The following is a 20,009-nucleotide window of genomic DNA, read 5'->3' on the forward strand; positions in this document are numbered from 1 at the left end:
CTGAACGGTCGGCGGAGCCTGCTCTGGGCCCATCGAATCAGGTGCCGGTCCACGGCGTCGGGCTAGGAACCAGCGCCCTGGCGTGTACCACCGTCCGTATATCGTTGTCGATCATCGACTCGCTCAGGTACGGCCAGCCGGCACTACGGGCACGGGCCGCCGATCGACTGCTACCCAACAGCCTTGCCCCGGACACGCGCAGTAGTGAAGTTGCCGGACCGCGATTCGGCCGAACCGGTACGACAGTACCTGATCGGAGGCTTCTCCCTGGCCGGCACGCTGGACGCAGCGGCTGTTGGTTGCCATCTGCTCGTGGTGAGACGCCGGGCTGATGCCGGCGTCTCACGGGTCGCGGCGGATTCGTTTCGTGGTCAGGCCGGGCGCAGGCTGATCAGATTCGGTACTCCGTGCCGAGACGGAGGTTGATATCCAGGCCGGCGTGGGTGTAGTAGTTCAAAATGCTGAACAGGGCGAAGACCAGCCCGCTGCCAAACCAGAGCCACCGCGCGGCGGTGAGCAGCCAGCCCGGACGCAGGCGGCTCAGCGGCGCCAGGATGGCACCGAGGCCGGCAGCCAGGTAGAGCAGCACGAAGAAGGTGTTCTCCACAAGTGGATAGCCGTTGAGCAGCCCGGTGATGGGTTCGGCGGCCGGCGCGCCGCCCACGATCTCGAACCGTGCGATGGCGGCGGCACAGGCAATCAGGACGCCGCCGAGTCCGATGACGACCACGGCGACCGGGGTGAGGTCCACCTGTTGCAGACCGGCGAGGTCGCCACGCAGGTGCCAGAGGTAGACCGCAGCGGCGAGCAGCAAGACGCCCAGGATCAGGCACGGCTCGCCGAAGATGAAGTTGAGCGGCGGGTTGACGGTCAACGGCCAGGTGGTCGCCATCAGCGCGCCCAGCGGCGCGAGGACCAGGCCGAGCGCGCCGAGCACCACCGCCCACAGCCGCGGGTCGAAGGTGCCACCGGCCGGTGCCACCGCCACCGGCCGGTCCTGCGCTGGATCGGGATCCGGGTTGCGGAAAGCCGGCAGGGCGGCTGCGGCCGCCCGCCGAAGCAGAAGCGACACCAGGATCAATGCCAGCCCGGCGACCACTCCCATGGACGTGTTGTAGAGAATCACGTGCCCTCCCTCATGTGGTGTCGACCCTTGCCTGGGATCGGTGCCTCGTCGGCATCCGCCCGTCACCATGACCGCGGCCGCCGCCTGGGCAGCGGCACTGCACGGTCGGATCCGCCCGGTCTTGCGCGACCGCGACGGCGAGCGATTCCCTGCTGCCCGCGCGGCGGTCGCCGGCAGTCGGCGTGTCGCGGTCCGGGAGTCGCTCATCGAGTTCGGGAATCTGGCCCAGGTGGCACCGGCTGGAGCGGATCCGCGTGGCGATCCATCCGTGACCACAGTGGTCGCGGGTCCGCGTCGCATCCAACCAATGGTCAGCCGGGCTGTAACCACATAGCCACTTTACGTAGTATCACCCTGCTTACGCCAGGGCTCTGGCTAGGCCGACTTGATCATCCACAGTGACGCTTGCTGGAACGCCAGGTGACCTGCCGGCGACTCGACTTCGAAACGGGCGACGCCGACGACCTTGGACGCATCGCCGCGCCATGGACCACCTACCGACCGACCACCGGTCCGCCGAGGCCGGAGCATGCTGTCCTATCAGCACAGCACTCACCAGACGGCAGTGAGACCGCCATGTGACATCGAGCGACGGTCACTACCGACTCCACGCTTCTAGCCGCTACTGCGACGCCCGCCACCGCGACGGCGATCGCCTCCCAGGAGACAAGGTTCGGCACGCCGGCCGCCAGCGCCGTTCCGGTAAGGGTGAACTTGACAATCCTCCCCGCCCTGAAGGAACGGGGATTCCCTGGGTCGCCCCAGGGGGTTCCTGCTTCACCGACGACCGCCCCGTCCGAGAGGAGGACTCCCGGTGAGGTCTCACACCGCCTCCACAGGCAATCACGGAGAGCCCCTCCGCGAGAATGTTCCGGGCCGCGTTCACGTCCCGGTCGTGGGCCTGCCCGCACCGGCAGGTCCACGACCGGACCGCCAACGGCAGGTGTTCAGCCAGTACACCACAGCCCGAGCACAGTCGGGTCGACGGGAACCAGCGGTCCACGACCACCAGATCCCGGCAGTACCAGTCCGCTCTGTACCCCAGCATGCTGCGGAACTGCCGCCAGGCCGCGTCGGAGACGGCGCGGGCCAGACGGTGGTTGGCCATCATGGTGCGGACGGTCAGGTCCTCGATCCCGATCGTTTGGGTTTCACGAACGAGCCGGGTGGTCAACTTGTGCAGGTGGTCGCGGCGGCGGTCGGCGATCCGGGCATGAACCCGGGCCACCGACAGCCGGGCCTTGGCCCGGTTCGCCGAGCCTTTGGCCTTGCGTGCGAGGTTCCGCTGGGCGCGGGCCAGCCGCCGCCGGTCACGGCGTTCATGTCTCGGGTTGGGGATCTTCTCCCCGGTGGAGAGAGTGAACAGGCTGTCGAGGCCGGCGTCGACCCCCACCACAGCGGCGGTGGTGGCCGGGGCCGGGTCGATCCGGTCGTCGCAGAGCAGGGAGACGAACCAGCGGCCCGCCGGGTCCTGCGACACGGTCACCGTCGACGGCGCCGCGCCCTGCGGGAGCGGTCGGGACCAGACGATGTCCAACGGTTCGGTCATCTTCGCGAGGGTGAGCCGGCCGTCGCGCCAGCGGAACGCGCTGGCGGTGTACTCCGCCGACCGCCGCGACCTCTTCCTCGACTTGAACGTCGGGTACCGGGCCCGTTTGGCGAAGAAGTTGGCGAACGCGGTCTGCAGGTGCCGCAACGCCTGCTGCAGAGGGACGCAGGAGACGTCGTTGAGGAACGCCAGTTCGTCGGTCTTCTTCCACCCGGTGAGCATCGCCGACGTGGCGTTGTAGGTGACCCGTTCCCGACGCAGGGTCCACACCTCGGTGCGGGCGGCCAGCGCCTTGTTGTAGACCAGCCGGACACAGCCGAACGTCCGGGCGAGCTCGGCGGCCTGCCCGGGGGTGGGGTGGAAGCGGTACCTGAACGCCCGCTTCACGGTCCTGGACACAGTCCACAATCTGGCGATTCGGTCGTGAGCCGTGGGGTCGCGTGTGGGGTGGACACCAATCCGCCCCGGCGGCGGATCGGCTTTCCCTGCCCTGCTCCGCAGGAGTTCCGATTCCTCCCCGGCCGCAACGCCGGAGTATCCACGGAAGGAATCCGATGACTGGGAGCAGCAGGCGGCCGAGCCGGCCCAGTTGGTGGCTCACCCCCGCCCAGGCCCCGCCGCCCGGAAGGGCGAAGCCCACCAGGACAGCCCCGAAGATCTCGGTGAGACCGAGCCGCCTGGTGGTCTGCGAGGCGGCATAGGCGGTGACAGCGATCAAGATCATTGCCACGTACGGGTACCGGCTCGCCAGCGTTTCGAGTGCCTTGGTCCGGGTGGTCCACCGGACCGCCAGCACCGCTGGCACCGCAGAGCAGTATGGCGACCGCTTTGACGACACCATGTTGTCCGGTGGCGAGACCGATAGCGACGGCCAGCAACACCCAGGTGACCGCGTCGATGGCGACGGCTGAAGTCATGGCGAGCCGTCCGATCTCGGTGTTCTCCATCCGCCGGTCCCGCAGGATGCCGGCGAGCACCGGGACCGCCGTGACCGCCAGCGAGACAGCCAGCATCAGTGTCAACGCCGTGGGCGACGCCTCGCCCCGCAGGTCGGCGCCGCCCACCGTCAGCACCCACGCCGCGAGCAGTACGCCGGACAGCATGGCCGGCAGGGAGGACCCCGCCGACAACCAGGCCACGGCTCGACCAGAGAGCCGTTCGCCACCCTGCCGAATGCCATGGGCGGCGCTCACCAGGAACAGGGCGAGGCCGAAGTGCCCCAGAAACTCGAGCGCCTCCCGCCCTACGGTCTCCGGCGCGCCCCAGCCCACCTGTGACACCAGCACTGCGCCCAGCAGCAGGCAGCAGGTGATCTCAAGGACAATCTCCGGCTGCTTGAGCCTCCCCGCCAGCCAGCGCCCCACCGCAGCCGTAGCCAGCACGCCGGCGAGCACGAGCGCCAGCGTGCCAGCTGTGCGCGCGTCCAACCGCGTCTCCCTGTCGGAGTGTCGACTGAGGTCGACATCTTCGGTTCAGCGCCCGGGTGCGAGAGCTGACAGCCACTTCTCGGCCGGGGTCAACGGGACGGGTGTGGGGCGTTCGACCACCGTCGTCAGCTCAACCCGCCGGCCCTCTGCCGTCGACCGGAGCAGAGCGGTCATGATGTCGAGTACGTGCAGCGCCATCTCACCGCTGGCCCGTGGCGGACGCGTCTCGTCGGACCGGACCAGGTCGATCAGGCCGCCCCCGGGAGGCGGCGACATAGCCGGCCCGCGGATCAAGGGAACGCCAGCCGGGGCCGTCGAGCGCGAAAGGCGAACCTCGCCGTCGAAGGTGTTCGGGTCGGGTACGGCGAGGGTGCCCTTCTCCCCCTGCACCTCGATCGGCGCGGCTGTCGTCGCGACACCGTCGAAGCTGGTCGTGAGAGTCGTCAGGGCACCGCCCGCATGTTCCAGCACACCGGTCACGTGGGTCGGCACCTCGACCGGGATCCGCTGCCCGACGCGGGGGCCCGCACCGATGACCCGGACGTCACGCAGCTGGCTGGCCGACCCGATCACCGCACGGACCGGCCCGAGCAGGTGGACCAGCGCCGCAAGGTAGTACGGCCCCAAGTCCAGCAGCGGGCCGCCACCCGGGGCGTAGCAGAAGTCGGGGTCAGGGTGCCAGCGCCCGTGTCCTGGGGTGACCATGATGGCCGACGCACAGAGCGGGCGCCCGATCAGTCCACCGTCGATCGCCGCTCGGGCGGTCTGCGTACCGGTGCCCAGGACGGTGTCCGGCGCGCAACCGACGCGGACGCCGGCCGACGCCGCCCGCTCGATGATCGACCGTCCCTGCGGGAACGTGACGGTGAGCGGCTTCTCGACGTACATTCCGGCCGGCGTCGATCGCCGCGCCGGAGATCTCGGCGTGCGCCGCCGGGACCGTGAGGTTGAGTACCGTCGTCACGTGGGGGTGATGGAGTAGCCGCTCGACGCTCACCGCCTCGGCACCGGAATCGCGGCGGCGGCAGCGACGGCGCGGGCCGCGTCCAGGTCGGCTGCACGATGAGGTCGGTGCCGGCCAGTTCGGCGGCGTCGGCGTAGATCTGCGTCGACTCCTCGACCCGTACCGCGTATCCGCTGCGTTCGAGGAGCGGGATGAACAATCCCGTCGCCTCGACCGGCCGGTGCCCTTCCCAACCGCCTGGGACGACAAGGGCTCTCCACAGCGCCACGCCCGCTCTCTCCCCCGGTCCGTCGCCTGCGGGCCTCCGCTGCCGCCAGCAGACGCCCACAGCTTCCGATCATCGACAACCGTACCCGGCCACCGTCTGTCAGCCCTCGCCCGCGATGACCTGATCCGCTGGCGGTCGGCGAGCAGGAACCAGTAAAACCGACGATCATCACCAATGATGCTGGAAGATTCACGACACCTGCCCCATGTCGCGACGCCGACCTACGCTGTTTATCCCTGCGACATCAATCTGAATGACTCGCCAGACGCAGATGACTACATCAGTCGATACCATTGGTCAATGAAGTGGCGACTGCTGATCGTCGCAGTTCTGATCCTGGTGGTCGGTGTCGAGGGCGTCCTGGCATGGCTGTTCCTGCGCATCGGTCTCGGGCAGAGTGATCAGGTAGCGTCCGTGCTGAGCCTGCTGTTGGCGGTCATCACCGCCACGGCGACCGTGACCGGGGCACTGCGCCAACGGGACCGGGGCACGAACCTGGCCACCACCCCGGTCCCCGCGCAACTCGAGGCGGCCACGCGGTACTTCACCGGCCGGGCCGCCGAGGTCGCGCGGCTCGCCGGGCAGCTACGTCGATCCACCACGGCGCCCACCGTGGTACTGATCTCCGGGACCGCAGGAGTGGGTAAGACCGCGCTGGCCATGCACTGGGCTCATCGGAGCCGCGTGCATTTCCCCCACGGACAACTGCACGTGAACCTGCAGGGTTACCACCCCGATCAGGCCGTACCGCCACGCGACGCCCTGGCAGTCTTCCTCTCCGGTCTCGGTGTCGCCGGCCCGTCGATTCCGGAGGGTCTCGACGAACGCACCGCGCTGTACCGCAGTCTGGTCGCCGGCCGTCGGATACTCGTCGTGCTCGACAACGCGGCCTCGGCGGACCAGGTCCGTCCGCTGCTTCCCGGCACCGGGCCGTCCATGGTCCTGATCACCAGCCGGGACACTCTCGCCGGCCTGTCGGCCACCACCGACGTCACCCGGATCAGTCTGTCCCGGATGCCGGACACGGACTCACTGGCCCTGCTGAGCAAACTGGTCGGCACGCGAGCCGAGGCCGAGCCGGCTGCTCTTCGCGCGGTGGCCGACGGCTGCTCCGGGCTCCCGCTCGCCCTGCGCATCGCCGCGCAGCGGCTGGCGGAGAATCCAGCCGAGCCCTTGGCACAGCTTGCGCAGGAACTCGTCGAGACTACGGCGATGACCGCACTGAGCCCTACCGGGGACTCGTACGGGGCGATCCGAACGGTCTTCTCCTGGTCGTACCGCAGGCTCCCGGGCGAGGCCGAGCGACGCGCGTTGCGGATGATCGGTGTGCATCCCGGGCCCGACTTCGACGCGTACGCGGTGGCGGCGCTGACGTCCACCACGCTGGGCGAGTCGCGGCGCCTGTTGACCGAGCTCGCACGGGCGAATCTGGTCGAGCCACGGGGCGACGGGCGCTTCGCCCTGCACGACCTGCTCCGCCAGTACGCACTGGACCTCGCCGGCCAGGAGAATTCGGTGGACGAGGCACGCCGCCGGCTGTTCGACCACTACCTCGCGAGCACCTCGGTCGCCATCGGCGTGTCATACCCGTCACTACGCACCGCGCTGCCTGCGGTTGCCTCGTCCGCCGCCGAGATCCCTGAACTGCTCGGACCCGAGACCGCCCGGGCCTGGCTTCAACGAGAGATACCGGTGCTGGTGCGCGTGGTCACCACCGCTGAACGCCACCTACCCCGGCACGCTGTCGACCTGGCCAGGACTCTCAGCCGACACCTGGACACCATCGGCATGCTGCCAACATCGACCGCCGTTCACGAGGCCGCGGTACGGGCCGCGACACGCCTCGACGATCCGGCGGCGTTCGGTGCCGCGTTGCACGACCTGGCGGCCGTCGAGCTTCGACGAAGTCGGTACGGCCCTACGCGTGAGTACGGGCAACGGGCGTTGGCCGCCGCGCGCAGGGCGAACGACAGCCGCGGCCAGGCGAGTGTGCTGCTGCTGCTCGGCCTGGCCGCCTTCTGGCAGGGCGAGCGGGCGCGGGCCATGGCGGGCTACCGTGAGGCACTCGACCTGGCAGTGGCGGCAGGTGACGAGCCGCTGCAGGGAAGGATCTGGTACGGCATCGGCACTGTCCTGCACGATCAGCAGAAGCGCGCTGCGGCAGCCGACGCCTACCGGAAGGCCCTCGATCTGGCCGTTCGACACCGCGACGAGCAGGCCGAGGCGGCAGCACACTCAGGGCTGGGCCGGGTCGCCGCGGTGGAGCGACAGGCCGATGAGGCGACCGGGCACCACACGCGTGCGATCGACATGCTGAGCTGGCTGGGAGACCGGACCATGCTTGTCGGTGCGTTCTGGGAGCATGCGGACTCCTTGCGGGACCTGGACCAGCTCGGGTCGGCTCGGGACCGGTACGAGCAGGCGCTCGATCTCGCTCAGGAGTTGGGGGATCCAGGCAGTTGCGCGTTGATTCTCAACGCCCTGGCGGAGACGCTCCTGCGACAGGGTCGGCGTCTGGCCGCGCGGCGGGCATACGAGCGGGCGGCGGTGGCGGCGGCCGGCTGCCCTGACGACATCGCGCTCGCCGAGGCCTACCACGGCCTGGCGGGAATCTGCGTGACGTGCCACCGTCGGACGGCAGCGTGGCGCTACGCCACCGAGGCTCGGAGACTCTACGCTCTGCACAATCACCCTGCGGCATCGACGCTCGACGACTTCATCCAGCAGCGCCTGCGACGAACTCGCGTCACGGGTCGGGCGTCCAGGGCCGAGTCGTCCTGACCGACTCGCCGCGCTCGGTCGACCCTGCTGAGACTCACCAGCCGGGTGCTGCGGCGGTCACCGCCGCCCCCGGCCCACCCCCGACTACCCTCCCCCGTTCAGAGGGGAATTGGTTGATCGAGGGTGATGAAGGAAAGGTGCACCTGACCTGCGAGGATGTGATTGTCTAGATCAAGTCCAGAGCAGAAGCGGGTGCACCTTTCCGGTGAGTAAGAGTAACGGTTGGGATCAACGGCTGGTCGTGGCCTCGGGTGGGAAGGGTTTGGTCGGTCACGCGGGTGCGGTCCTGCTGCGCCGGTGTGCGGACCGGACCGGGTTGACCGGTGGGTTGAACAAGGTGCTGCCGCGGGGGAAGGGGCCGGGCTGGTGGGATCGGGGCACGGTCCTGGTCTGCCTGGCGGTCGCGATCGTGCTCGGCGCGACGAGCATGTCCGACATCGGGCTGCTGGCGCATCAGTCTCTGGTGTTCGCCGAGCCGCCGTCGCAGGCCACTGTGCGTCGCGCCCTGGCGGGGCTGGACGAGGCCGGGCTGCGCCGCGTCGCCAAGGCACGGGCGAAGGTCCGGGCCCGGGTCTGGGATCTGCTCGCCGGTCGGCCGCAGGGTTTCCCCTGGCTTGCCGTGGCGGGCAAACTGCTGTCGGGGTGGGTGGTCATCGACCTGGACGCCACTTTGATCACCGCCCACAGCGACAAGCAGGGCGCGGCCGCGACGTTCAAGCGCGGGTTCGGGTTCCACCCGTTGGGGGCATGGTGCGCGAACACCGGCGAGAGCCTGGCCATGTTGCTGCGCCCGGGTAACGCCGGATCGAACACCATCACCGACCATATCCGGGTCCTCGGTGAGGCGATCGTTCAACTCCCCGTGAAGTACCGGCGCAGGATCCTCGTGCGGGTCGACGGCGCTGGAGCCACCCACGACCTGCTACACCACCTGGAGCAGATGAACCGGCTGTGGCGCACGGTGCGCTTCACCGTCGGATGGACAATCACCGACGCCGACGAGATCGCGATCGCCGCCCTGCCCGAGCGGGCCTGGGACAGCAGCCTGCGTCAGGACGGGACCGCCACCGACACCGCGCAGGTCGCCGAACTGACCGGCCTCAACACCCGCCTCGGCGGCTGGCCCGCCGGGCTGCGGCTGCTCGCGCGGCGCACCCGCCCGGCCGCCCGGCACGCCAAGAAACTCACCGACCTGGAGAAGAAGACCGGCTGGCGGTACGCGATCGTGGCCACCAACATCGGTCGGATCGGCGGCGTGCCCGGCTCGCACCACCCGCAGTGGCTCGACGCCCCGCACCGCTCCCACGCCGGCGTGGAAGACCAGGTACGAACGAACAAGGCCATGGGCCTGCGGAACTTGCCCAGCAAGTCCTGGACCGTCAACCGCGGCTGGATCCTCGCCGCGAACATCGCCGCCGACCTGGCCGCCTGGACCCGGCTACTCGGCCTGCACGACCAACCCGATCTCGCCCACGCCGAACCCGACACCCTGCGCTACCGGCTACTGCACCTACCCGCGAAACTCACCACCCACGCCCGCCGCCGAACACTGTCCATCCCCGACACCTGGCCCTGGGCCGACGCGTTCCTGATCTGCTGGCAACGCCTGCACCTGCCGCTGACCACCTGACCCACCCAACCTGCCCCTACCAGCAGAAAGGCAAGCCCCGGGACCGGAGACCCGGCGCGCCCGCAGCGAGACGCGGCCGGCCCGTACACCCACAAGAGGACAAAACAGTCAAGCCGAAACGGTCAGGCAGGGACCAAACCCCTCTGACGAATCGAGGCTACCCCCGGCCCAGGTCGAGGAACGGGCGGCACCACCGGCCGAGCGTGCTGCCGGAGATGAATCAGGATGCACCTGCGGCCCGACGCCATCGGACACACCAGGATGACCGCCGCTGGTAACCGGCACCACACCGTGACGACCGTCAGTCAGAAAAGATCATTTATCGATGATTGGCTGTGGATATCTCCAGAACTAATGCCACAGCACCATTCGGCACAGTACCCGGTGCCGCCTCTTCGAACACAGTCGCGCTATGGAAGCATGCGGTTACTAATGATAGACTTTCGTGAATCTTCGGGATCTTGGATTATTGCTGCAATTTCCGCTCGACGACGGTTTTGACGACCACAAGAAGAGGCGGTAACCACGATTCAGCCTCAGGAAACGACGGGTCGACGACACCGCAGACGAACCGGAGTGACTACCGGAGGTAACAGCGTGCGTGTAGAGATACTGGGGCCCCTTCGCGTCGGCCACCAGGGGCAGCGGTTTCGCGTACCGGGACGCCGCAGTCAGGTGATCATGGCGATACTGGCGCTGGAGGCCAACCGTGTCGTAACGGTGGAACGGCTCATCGACGCGGTGTGGGAGGAGAGCCCACCGTCGACCGCACGCGGCCAGGTGCAGATCTGTCTGTCGACCCTGCGCCGGACCTTCGCCGGCCGCGACCTGGCCAGCCCTTTCGAGACCCACCGCTGCGGATATCTTCTCCGGGTCCGCGACGGTCAACTCGACGTCGACGTGTTCAACCGGCTCATCGCCGAGGCACGCTCCATCATGGCCCTCGGCAATCTGGCCGCAGCCGCCGAACGGCTGCGCGCGGCTCTGGCGCTGTGGAGCGGTCCCGCCCTGGCCGGCCTGCCGGGACGGGTCATCGCAGCAGGCCGTAAACGGCTCGAGGAGTCGCGAACCGCCGCGATCGAGGAGCGGATCCGACTCGATCTGGCCCTGGGCCGCCACGAGGAGGTGATCGGTGAGCTGATCTGGCTCATCGAACGCGGCCGGCTACGCGAGCGGCTGTACGCACTTCTGATGCTGGCGTTGTACCGCTCGGGCCGGCAGGCAGAGGCGCTGGACACTTACCACGCCGCGCGGACCGCGTTCATCGACATGCTCGGCATCGAACCGGGCGACGAGCTACGCCGGCTCGAACAGGGAATTCTCCGCGGCGATACCCAACTGGAGCTGTCCACACACCACGCCACTGGCTGGCGGGGGTACCGGCCGGCCGCACCGCGCCCCACGCCGTGCCAGTTGCCGTCCGACACGGCCGACTTCATCGGCCGCGAAGCCGAGATCGCCGCCGCCTGCAACGCCCTGGCCCCGGGCCGGGCCGACGGAAGGGCAGTGCCGGTGGTCTCCGTCACCGGCCGCGCCGGCATCGGCAAATCCGCCCTGGCCCTGCACGTGGCACACCGGATGCTCCCCGACTACCCGGACGGACAGCTCTACGCGTCGCTCGACGCGACGCAGGGCAGCACGGAGCAGGTGCTGCGGCGCTTCCTTCGGGCGCTCGGCGTCGACCGGGCCGACATACCAGTGGAGATCGACGAGCAGACCCACCTGTACCGGAGCCGACTCGCGGGTCAGCGGATCCTCGTCGTGCTCGACGGCGTCACCGACGAGTCGCAGGTCCAGCCGCTGCTGCCCGGGAGCGGCACCTGTGGTGTGCTCGTCACCAGCCGGTCCGCCCTGGTTGGCCTGCCCGGCGCGCACCGTGTCCGGCCCCGGCCGCTCAGTCCCGCCGACGGGCTGCGGCTGCTCGGCAGGATCATCGGTCACCAGCGGGTGGACACCGAGGCGGACGCGGCGGACGCTCTCGTCACCTTCTGTGGCGGGCTGCCTCTCGCCCTGCGGATCGCCGGTGCCCGGCTGACCGCGCGGGAGCACTGGGGCATCGGCCAGCTCGTGGCGCGGATGCGCGACGACACGCGGTGGCTCGACGAGCTGGAGCACGGGCCGCTCAGTGTGCGGGCGAGCCTGGCGGGTAGCTACCGGGCCCTGCCCGACGGCACCCGACGGCTGCTGCGCCGGCTCGCGCTGCTGGACTGCGCCCAGCTCCCGGCCTGGGTCGCGGCGGCTCTGCTGGACGCCGAACCGACCATCGCCGAGGACCTGCTCGAACAGTTGACCGACGCGCAGCTGGTGGACGCGGAGCGCGTGCCGGGTGGTGGCCAACCGCTGTACCGGTTGCCGGCGCTGGTCCGCGTGTTCGCCGCTGAACGCGCCGAGGTCGAGGACACCGCGGTGGTACGGGAGCAGTCGCTGCGCCGGGTCTGGGCCACCTGCCTGTACCTGACCGGTACGGCGAGCCGACCGACGGACGGCGCCGGCGTGGTGCCCTCGCCGATGGTGACCGACGCGGCGGTGGACCGGCTGCGTGCCGATCCGGTCAGCTGGCTGACCGCCGAACTGCCCACCCTGATGGCCGCGGTGCACCAGGCGGCCCGGCTCGGCTGGCAGGGTCCGGCCGGTGACGACGCCTCCGGTTCGCCGCGTACCGCCACCAGGTAGCCGCCGGACCCGGTATCCGGCGACTATCGATCGGACATCGACCGCTTTCGCTGAGATATCGGCCAGCCACCGGGTCCGCCGGGCGGGACAGCGAAGCGATATTCCATCGAAGTCGGCGACTGTTTCGCTGATCGCATGGCCCTCACCGTCTCCGTAGTCATCCCCAACTACAACTACGCCAGGACCCTCGACGCCTGCCTGCGCTCGGTGTACGGGCAGACGTACCCGCCGCACGAGGTCATCGTCGTCGACGACCACAGCACGGACGGCTCGCGGGATATCGCCGCGCGGTTCCCGTGCCGGACCGTCGTCCACCCCGACAACCGGGGCGTCTCCGCCGCCCGCAACACCGGAGCCGCCCTCGCCTCCGGCGACGTGCTGTTCTTCCTCGACTCCGACGAGGCGCTGGAGCCCGACGCCATCGCCAACGCGGTGGCGATCCTGCGCGACGATCCGGACGTCGGCTGCGTGCACGGGGTGATCGCACCGGAGCCGCTCGTCGACGACGGACCGGTCGAGTGGTACCGCACGCTGCACGCGTACTGGTGGCTACGGCGGCACGCCGGCCCGGTCCGGACCGCCTTCTTCGCCCAGGCGGCGATCCGCCGCTCGATATTCGACGAGGTCGGGCCGTTCGACGAGCAACTACGTGACTCCGAGGACCTGGAGTACAGCGACCGACTCGCCCCGCGTACCCGGATCGTGCTCAGCGAGCGCGTCGTCGCCCGGCACGACGAGGTCGCCCGGCTCGGTCCGCTGCTGGCCGAGCAGTTCCGCCGGTCCCAACTGCTCGCCCGGACCGTACTGGCCGCCCGCCGTAAGGGCCGCGCCAGCGTGACCGCGAACCGCCCCACCGGAATCCTCGCCGTGGCGGGGGCGCTGGGCATGCTCCCGATGGCCGTGATCCATTCGGCCTTCGCCCTCGGTTCGGCGCTGCTGGTCGCCGTCTTCGCGGTCTGCGACCTCGGGCTGCTGCGGTTCGTCGCCCACCACCGTGGTCGCCGTTTCCTGCCGTTCTTCCTCGGGGTGCACCTGCTGCTGCACGTCGCGCTGGTCGCCGGGGCGGCGCTGGGCTGCGTACGGCTGCTGCTCGGCACCCGGCCGACGCGCTGGCTCACCCCGGTGGTGCTGGTCGCCGCCGTGGTCGCGCTCGGCTTCACGGTACGCGCCGCTGGCACCACACCACTGGTTGCGCTGAGTCGCCCGGCCGGCCTGCCGCTGCTGCTGGCGGCGACCGCCGCGAACCTGGCCGGGTTGCTGATCGGCATGGTGGCGTGGCGGGTCCTGGTCCCAGTCCGCGGCCTCCCGGCGGCCCGGATCTTCTTCCTCGGCCAACTCGGCAAGTACTTGCCCGGACGGGTCTGGGGCGTGGTCACCCACGTGGACCTGGGCCGGCAGGCCGGGGCACCTGCCGAACGCATGATCACCGCCTACCTGGTCAGTATCGGGCTCACCATCCTCGCCGGGGCCGGGGTGGGACTGCTCGCCGCGCCGGGGCCCTGGATCCTGCTGCCCCTCGTCGGATTCGTCGCCCTGCTGGTCCGCCCGGCGCTGCTCGACCGGCCCGTCGCCCTGGTCGCCCGGCTCGTCCGACGCCCGGTCACCCCGCTTCGGCCGGCGGCGGTCCGCGCCGCGCTGGCGCTGGCACTGCTGTCCTGGCTGGTCTCCGGCCTGCACCTGTGGGCGCTGGCGGTGGCGCTCGGCGCGCCGGCCGACCGTTCGGCAGCGGTCGCTGTCGGCGCGTTCGCACTGGCCACCGTGGCCGGCAGCCTGTCAATCGTCGCACCTGACGGCTGGGGGGTACGCGAGTTCGCGCTCGCCGCCGCTCTGGCCACCGTCCTGCCCTGGGGGGTGGCCGGCACGGTCGCCCTCGCCAGCCGGCTGATCTGCGTCGTCGTCGAGATCGGTACCTCCCTCGCCGTACTCGGCCTGGCCCGTTTCCTGCACCGAGGAGAGTCGCATGTCCACGCTGTTCACCCTTGACGACGCCGAACGGCTCGACGCCGGCGAGGTCCACGACCTGTACCGACGGCACGTGAACAAGTCCCAGGTGTCGCTGATGACCTCGTTCGGGTTCGGCCGAGAACTGGTCGACCGCGCCGAGGGCGCCTACCTCTACCAACGGGACGGCCGCCGAATCCTCGACGTCACCGGCGGGGTCGGCGTGCTCAACCACGGCCACAACCACCCGCGGATCCTGGCCGCCCGACGACGGTACACCGACCGGCACCGGATGGAGGTGCACAAGACCTACTTCTCCCCGTACCTGGCGGCGCTGTCCCACAACCTCGCCCAGGTGCTCCCCGGCGACCTGAACATGTCGTTCCTGCCGAACTCCGGCGCCGAGGCGGTGGAGGGTGCGGTCAAGCTCGCGTACAAGTACCACGACGGGCGCCGCGCGACGGTGCTGCGCGCCGACATCAGCTTCCACGGCAAGCTGCTGGGCTCGGGTGGCCTGACCGGGCAAAGCCAGTACGCCTTCCCCACCATCCCCGGTATCGACACCTTCACCTACGGCGATCTGGAGTCGGTGCGCGCCGCCGTCACCCGCCACCGGGGCGACGTCTACGCCATCCTCATCGAACCGTTCAGCGCGTCGACGATCCGCTGGTGCTCGGCCGAGTTCCTCTACGGCCTACGCGAACTCTGCACCGAGCAGGACATCGTCCTGGTCTTCGACGAGATCTACACCGGCTGGGGCAAGACCGGCAGCCTCTTCTACTTCATGCGCCACGAGGGGCTGATCCCCGACGTGCTGACCACGTCGAAGTCGTTCGGTGGCGGCAAGTCGTCGATCTCCGCGTTCGTGGCCCGGGAACCGCTGTACCGCAGGGCCTACGACAACCTCGGCGACGCGTTGCTGCAGAGCACCAGCACCACCTACTACGGCTTCGGCGAGGAATGCGCCACCGCGTTGGAAGCGGTCAACGTCGCGGTCGCCGACGACTACCCGGCCCTGGCCCGCGACCTGGAACGGGTCCTGCGTCCCGGCCTGGCGCGGATCGCCAAGCAGTACCCGGACATCGTCAGCCAGGTGGCCGGCGCCGGTGCGCTGTGGGGGGTCTTCATCGACGGCGGCCCACGGATCCTCGACCTCGTGGCCAAGCTGGCACCCGGCGGCATGGCCAAGGACCCACGATTCAGGACGAAGCTGGTCACCTGCGCCGTGATCAACGCGCTCTATCACGACCACGACGTGTTCGCCTACTACACCCTCAACGGGCGCAACCCGTTGATCATCGCGCCGAGTCTGGTGACCGTGCCCGCGGACGTCGAACGCGCCGTGGACAGCCTGGACCGCACTCTCGCCCATGGGCTCGGGCGGCTGGTCACCCGGTTCGTCCGGGAGAAGGTGAGCACGCTGTGGTGAGCCGGACGGTCGTCGTCACCGGAGCCGCCGGCATGCTCGGCTCCCACCTCGCCGCCCGGCTGCGCGCCGACGGCCACCACGTCCGCGGCATCGATCTGCGCCCCGGCGTCGACGTCGCGGTGACCGGCGACGTAAGGGATCCGGCCGCGATGTCCCGGGCGGTGGCGGGCGCCGACGCCGTCGTGCACTGCGCGTCGGCGCTGCCCAGCTACCCGGTCGCCGAGATCCGGTCGATCATCGTCGACGGCGCGCGGACCGTGCTGACGGCTGCGGTCCGGGCCGGGGTGGCCCGGGTGGTGCACATCTCGTCCACCGCCGTCTACGGCCTGCCCCGGACCGTACCCACGACGGAGGAACACCCCCGGGAGCCGGTCGACCCGTACAGCGCCGCGAAGTCCGCCGCGGAGGAGTACGCCGAACGGCTGCGCGCCGACGGCGCCTGCCTGCCGATCGTGCGGCCCAAGACGTTCCTCGGCCCCGGCCGGATGGGGCTGTTCTCCATGCTGTTCGAGTGGGCCGAGGAAGGCCGCAACTTCCCGGTGATCGGCCGTGGCGACGTGCGCATCCAGATGCTCGCCCTGTCCGACCTCGTCGACGCGGTGACCACCGTGCTGGACGCGCCCGACCCGGTGGCCAACGACACGTACAACCTCGGCGCGGCCTCCTTCGGCACCCTGCGCGAGGACTTCCAGGCCGTGCTGGACGCCGCCGGGCACGGCGGACGGGTGGTGTCGGTGCCGAGCCGCCCGGCGCTCGCGCTGCTCGGCACGCTCGAACGGCTGCGGCTGTCCCCGGTGTACGGGCGCCTGCTGCACAAGCTCACCGCCGACTCGTTCGTCTGCATCGACAAGGCCCGGGACCGGCTCGGATTCACCCCCCGTATGTCCAACCAGGACGCCATCCTCGACACCTACGCCTGGTGGCGTGACCAGCGCAAGGAGCCCCGTGATGCTGCCCAGAACACCGGACGTACCAGCCGCGATCCCTGGAGACAGGGTGCTCTCGCCGCCGCCAAGGTCTTCTTCTGACCGAAGGTCTTCTTCCGACCGTCCGCGCCCCGGCCTCGCCCGCGACCTGATCGTCCTGCTGCGACCCGGACAGTGGCCGAAGAACCTGGTGGTGCTGCTCGCGCTGCTGGACCCCGCGTTGATGGACTGGCGGTCCGCCGGCCGGCTCGCCGTCGCGGTCGGCGCGTTCGTCCTCGCCGCCTCGACCGTCTACGTGCTCAACGACATCGCCGACCGCGAGCAGGACCGGGCCAGCCTGACCAAACGCCACCGCCCGATCGCGGCTGGACGGGTCACCCCCCGGACGGCGGCGCTGCTCGGGGTACTGCTGCTGGCCGCCCTCGCGGTGATCGTCGGCGACGCGCTGACCGCCTGGTGGCCGCTGCTGGTTTACCTGCCACTGAACCTCGCGTACAGCTTCGGCCTCAAGCACGTACCGCTGGTGGACCTGTTCGTCGTCGCCACCGGGTTCGTGCTGCGGCTGGTGCAGGGCTACACGACCGTCGGGGCGCGTCCGCCCGGCTGGCTCGTGCTGTGCGTGCTGTCGGTATGTCTGCTGCTCGTCCTCGGCAAACGCCGCCACGAACTGCTCGCCGACGAATCGGCCCACCGGCCGGCGCTGGCCGGCTACAACCAGCACCTGGTCGACGCGCTGCTGGTGCTGACCGCCGCCGCCACCCTCGTCACCTACCTGGCGTACGCCGCCACGGTCAGCGCCACCGGGCTGCTGACCGTCCCGTGCGCGCTGTTCGCCCTCTTCCGCTACCTGCAGGTCGTGTTCGTCGACTCGGGTGGCGGCAACCCCGTCTCGGTGCTGCTGCGCGACCGGGTGCTGCTGGTCAACGCCGCGCTGTGGCTGCTGCTGCTGGAAGGGAGTCAGTTGCATGGATGAGCCGAAGGTGTCGGTCGTCGTACCGATGTACAACGACAGCCGGACCATCGACCTGTGCCTGGCGTCGGTGTCGACCCAGACCTACCCGGCGCACGAGGTCATCGTGGTCGACGACGCCAGCACCGACGACAGCGCCGTACGTGCCGCCCGGCACGCCTGCACCCTCGTGCGGGCCGAGCGCAACGGTGGACCCGGCGCCACCCGCAACCTCGGTGTCCGGCACGCCAAGGGCGACATCGTCTTCTTCATCGACGCGGACATGGTCATGTACCCGGACGCGATCGAGAACGCGGTCGCGCTGCTGTGCGGCCCACGAGGGTACGGCGCGGTCTTCGGCGTACCGGACAAGGTGCCGCTGTTCCCCGAGGGACCGGTCGGGCAGTACCGCATCCTCCAGTACCACTACTGGCGGGTCAGCGCGCAGGGCGAGGTCAGCGGCGGCTTCTACGCGCTCGGCGCGGTAACCCGCGCGGCGTTCGACGCCGCCGGCGGGTTCAACCCGGCGCTGCGGCAGACCGAGGAGATCGACCACGCGGAGCGGCTGTCCCAGCGGTACCCGATGCTGCTCACCGCCCGCGTCAGCGGTCGGCTCTCCGACGAGAGCCACCTGATACCCCTGCTGCGCAAGGCGATTCGCCGCGCCCGGCTGCGGGTGCCGTTCTATCTGCATCGCGGCCGGGCGATGCAGGGGATGGAGACCGGTGGCCGGGCCGCCGCCTCGGTGCTGGCACTGCTCACCATGCTCAGCCTGCCGGCGGCGGTGGTCCACCCGCCGGTGCTGGTCGGCACCGCGCTGCTGCTGGCCGCGTTCGTCGCCGTCGACGCCGGCCAGTACGCGTTCGTCCGCCACGAGCGGGGCTGGCCCTTCCTGGTCTTCTTCACCGCGGTGCACCTGCTGGTCAACGCCACCGTCGCCGGTGGACTCGCCGTCGGCGTCCTCACCTGGCTCACCAGCCGACAGTTCCGTCACATGTACGAAAGGACCACGCCGTGACGATCGATGACATCGCCGGGTCCCCCGCACCGGTGCCGCCGCTAACCGACCGGACCGCGCCTCGGTGGCAGCGCGTGGCCCGGGCCCTGCGGTGTTGGTACGGCTGGCTGCTGATCGCGGCGGCGGTGCTGTGGCTGGGCTACAACGTCGTGCGCCGGGCCGCCACCGGCAGATGGCACTGGTCGATCCTGCTCGACGCGGTGCCGCCGGTGTTCCTCATCGCCGTGCCACTGCTGCTGCTCGGACTCAGCGCCGCCGCGTGCGGTCCGCGTCGGCGGTGGGCCGCCGCCCTGGCCCTGGCCGGCCTGCTGCCCGGCATCGACCAGACCGGCGTCAACCTGCACGCGCTGCGGCCCGGCGACCGGCCCGTCCCGGCCAGCGCGGTGCACGTGGTGAGCTGGAACACCAACTACTGGGGCATGAGCAACGAGGATCCGCAGGCGCAGCTCAGATTCCTGAAACGGCTCGACGCCGACGTGTACCTGCTACAGGAGCATGTGATCTGGGTGCCGGGCACCGGCGAGGTCGGCTACCACCCGATCCGGGACGACGCCAGATTGCAGGCGGAGTTCCCCGGCTACCACATCGTGCACCGCAGCGAACTCGTCACCATCTCCCGGTTCCCGGTCGTGGCCACGCCGGTCTTCGGCCCGGCCACGCAGCTGTCTCCGGACGCACCGTTCAACCAGGTGTTCAGCCGGGACAAAGTGCTGCGCACCGACCTGCGCGTGGGGGACAGCACCGTTTCGGTCTACAACGTGCACGTCACCGTGCCCACCGCCATCGACCTGAGCATCCTGCGGCCCCAGGTCGACCCGGACGCGTACTTCCGCCGCAAGTTCGACTGGCGGCAGGCTGAGGTGCAGGGTCTCGTCGACGATCTGCAGGCCAACCCGAACCCGTCGATCATCTCCGGCGACTTCAACGCCACCTCGTCCATGGGGACGCTCGACCCGTTGCGGGCGGTGGCCGAGGACGCGACCACGGCGAGCCGTCACCTGCTGCCGATGAGCTGGCGGTTCAACGCCCCGATGACCTTCCAGTGGGACAGTCCCCTCGCCGGCCTGCCGCTGCCGTTCTGGCGGATCGACTGGACGTTCACCGCAGGTCCGGTCAGGGTGCACCGGTACGAACTGGCGTCTGCGGAGTACCTGTCCGACCATCGGCCGCAGCATCTGTGGTTCTCGGTGGGCTGACGCCTCGTGCCGGCTTTCTAGGGAAAGTAGATGTTGATCAGATCGATGGCGTCCCATACTCTGACGGGCGGTAGTCATCACGTAACCGCGAGCCAATGGCGACCACCGTCCTTGGGGGCACAGCTTGCCGCA

Annotated in this window: 13 protein-coding genes; 10 read left to right on the top strand and 3 right to left on the bottom strand. The window is 70.0% G+C overall.

Features of this window, described 5'->3' with window-relative positions:
* Positions 1–391: 391 nt before the first annotated feature.
* On the bottom strand, positions 392–1,126 hold the full coding sequence (locus O7553_RS13630; RefSeq protein WP_281555157.1) for a DUF981 family protein: 735 nt from the start codon (positions 1,124–1,126) through the stop codon (positions 392–394).
* Between the two features lie 622 nt (positions 1,127–1,748).
* Positions 1,749–3,074 (bottom strand): transposase, encoded by a 1,326-nt coding sequence (locus O7553_RS13635; RefSeq protein ID WP_281555158.1) that lies wholly within the window; start codon positions 3,072–3,074, stop codon positions 1,749–1,751.
* A 305-nt stretch (positions 3,075–3,379) separates the two neighbouring features.
* Between O7553_RS13635 and O7553_RS13640 the strand changes: the two genes are divergently transcribed.
* Positions 3,380–3,586: a hypothetical protein gene (locus O7553_RS13640; protein ID WP_281555159.1), complete on the top strand. Its 207-nt coding sequence runs from the start codon at positions 3,380–3,382 to the stop codon at positions 3,584–3,586.
* A gap of 561 nt (positions 3,587–4,147) precedes the next feature.
* On the opposite strand, the gene O7553_RS13645 is transcribed toward O7553_RS13640, so the two are convergent.
* Positions 4,148–4,990 (bottom strand): Gfo/Idh/MocA family oxidoreductase, encoded by an 843-nt coding sequence (locus O7553_RS13645; RefSeq protein ID WP_281555160.1) that lies wholly within the window; start codon positions 4,988–4,990, stop codon positions 4,148–4,150.
* A 644-nt stretch (positions 4,991–5,634) separates the two neighbouring features.
* Between O7553_RS13645 and O7553_RS13650 the strand changes: the two genes are divergently transcribed.
* The 9 genes from O7553_RS13650 (at position 5,635) to O7553_RS13690 (ending at position 19,877) form a co-directional block, all read left to right on the top strand.
* On the top strand, positions 5,635–8,115 hold the full coding sequence (locus O7553_RS13650) for a tetratricopeptide repeat protein (protein ID WP_281555161.1): 2,481 nt from the start codon (positions 5,635–5,637) through the stop codon (positions 8,113–8,115).
* A gap of 205 nt (positions 8,116–8,320) precedes the next feature.
* A complete protein-coding gene (locus O7553_RS13655; protein ID WP_281555162.1) occupies positions 8,321–9,745 on the top strand; it encodes an IS1380 family transposase in 1,425 nt (474 codons plus the stop codon).
* Positions 9,746–10,426: 681 nt separating this feature from the next.
* Entirely contained in the window at positions 10,427–12,418 is a 1,992-nt protein-coding gene (locus O7553_RS13660; protein ID WP_281555163.1) for an AfsR/SARP family transcriptional regulator, read from the top strand.
* A 135-nt stretch (positions 12,419–12,553) separates the two neighbouring features.
* Complete coding sequence (locus O7553_RS13665) at positions 12,554–14,401, top strand: glycosyltransferase (RefSeq protein WP_281555164.1); 1,848 nt, start codon at positions 12,554–12,556, stop codon at positions 14,399–14,401.
* Between the two features lie 76 nt (positions 14,402–14,477).
* Positions 14,478–15,788, top strand: coding sequence for an aminotransferase class III-fold pyridoxal phosphate-dependent enzyme (locus O7553_RS13670; RefSeq protein ID WP_281555599.1), 1,311 nt, complete (start codon positions 14,478–14,480; stop codon positions 15,786–15,788).
* On the top strand, positions 15,782–16,816 hold the full coding sequence (locus O7553_RS13675; RefSeq protein ID WP_281555165.1) for an NAD-dependent epimerase/dehydratase family protein: 1,035 nt from the start codon (positions 15,782–15,784) through the stop codon (positions 16,814–16,816). The genes O7553_RS13670 and O7553_RS13675 overlap by 7 nt, the downstream gene beginning before the upstream one ends.
* Positions 16,785–17,687, top strand: coding sequence for a UbiA prenyltransferase family protein (locus O7553_RS13680; protein WP_281555166.1), 903 nt, complete (start codon positions 16,785–16,787; stop codon positions 17,685–17,687). Before O7553_RS13675 ends, O7553_RS13680 begins: the two co-directional genes overlap by 32 nt.
* Positions 17,680–18,681, top strand: coding sequence for a glycosyltransferase family 2 protein (locus O7553_RS13685; protein ID WP_281555167.1), 1,002 nt, complete (start codon positions 17,680–17,682; stop codon positions 18,679–18,681). The genes O7553_RS13680 and O7553_RS13685 overlap by 8 nt, the downstream gene beginning before the upstream one ends.
* Positions 18,678–19,877 carry an endonuclease/exonuclease/phosphatase family protein gene (locus tag O7553_RS13690; RefSeq protein WP_281555168.1) on the top strand — a complete coding sequence of 400 codons (1,200 nt, stop codon included), beginning with the start codon at positions 18,678–18,680 and terminating at the stop codon, positions 19,875–19,877. The genes O7553_RS13685 and O7553_RS13690 overlap by 4 nt, the downstream gene beginning before the upstream one ends.
* The last annotated feature ends 132 nt before the right edge of the window (positions 19,878–20,009 follow it).

This window comes from Solwaraspora sp. WMMA2059, assembly GCF_027497315.1.
GTDB lineage: Bacteria > Actinomycetota > Actinomycetes > Mycobacteriales > Micromonosporaceae > Micromonospora_E.

Bases quoted from the DNA above. Each gene is read 5' to 3' on its own strand.
- O7553_RS13645 (WP_281555160.1), bottom strand. From the start codon at position 4,990: ATGTACGTCGAGAAGCCGCTCACCGTCACGTTCCCGCAGGGACGGTCG.
- O7553_RS13685 (WP_281555167.1), top strand. From the start codon at position 17,680: ATGGATGAGCCGAAGGTGTCGGTCGTCGTACCGATGTACAACGACAGC.
- O7553_RS13670 (WP_281555599.1), top strand. From the start codon at position 14,478: ATGACCTCGTTCGGGTTCGGCCGAGAACTGGTCGACCGCGCCGAGGGC.
- O7553_RS13660 (WP_281555163.1), top strand. From the start codon at position 10,427: ATGGCGATACTGGCGCTGGAGGCCAACCGTGTCGTAACGGTGGAACGG.
- O7553_RS13665 (WP_281555164.1), top strand. From the start codon at position 12,554: ATGGCCCTCACCGTCTCCGTAGTCATCCCCAACTACAACTACGCCAGG.
- O7553_RS13650 (WP_281555161.1), top strand. From the start codon at position 5,635: ATGAAGTGGCGACTGCTGATCGTCGCAGTTCTGATCCTGGTGGTCGGT.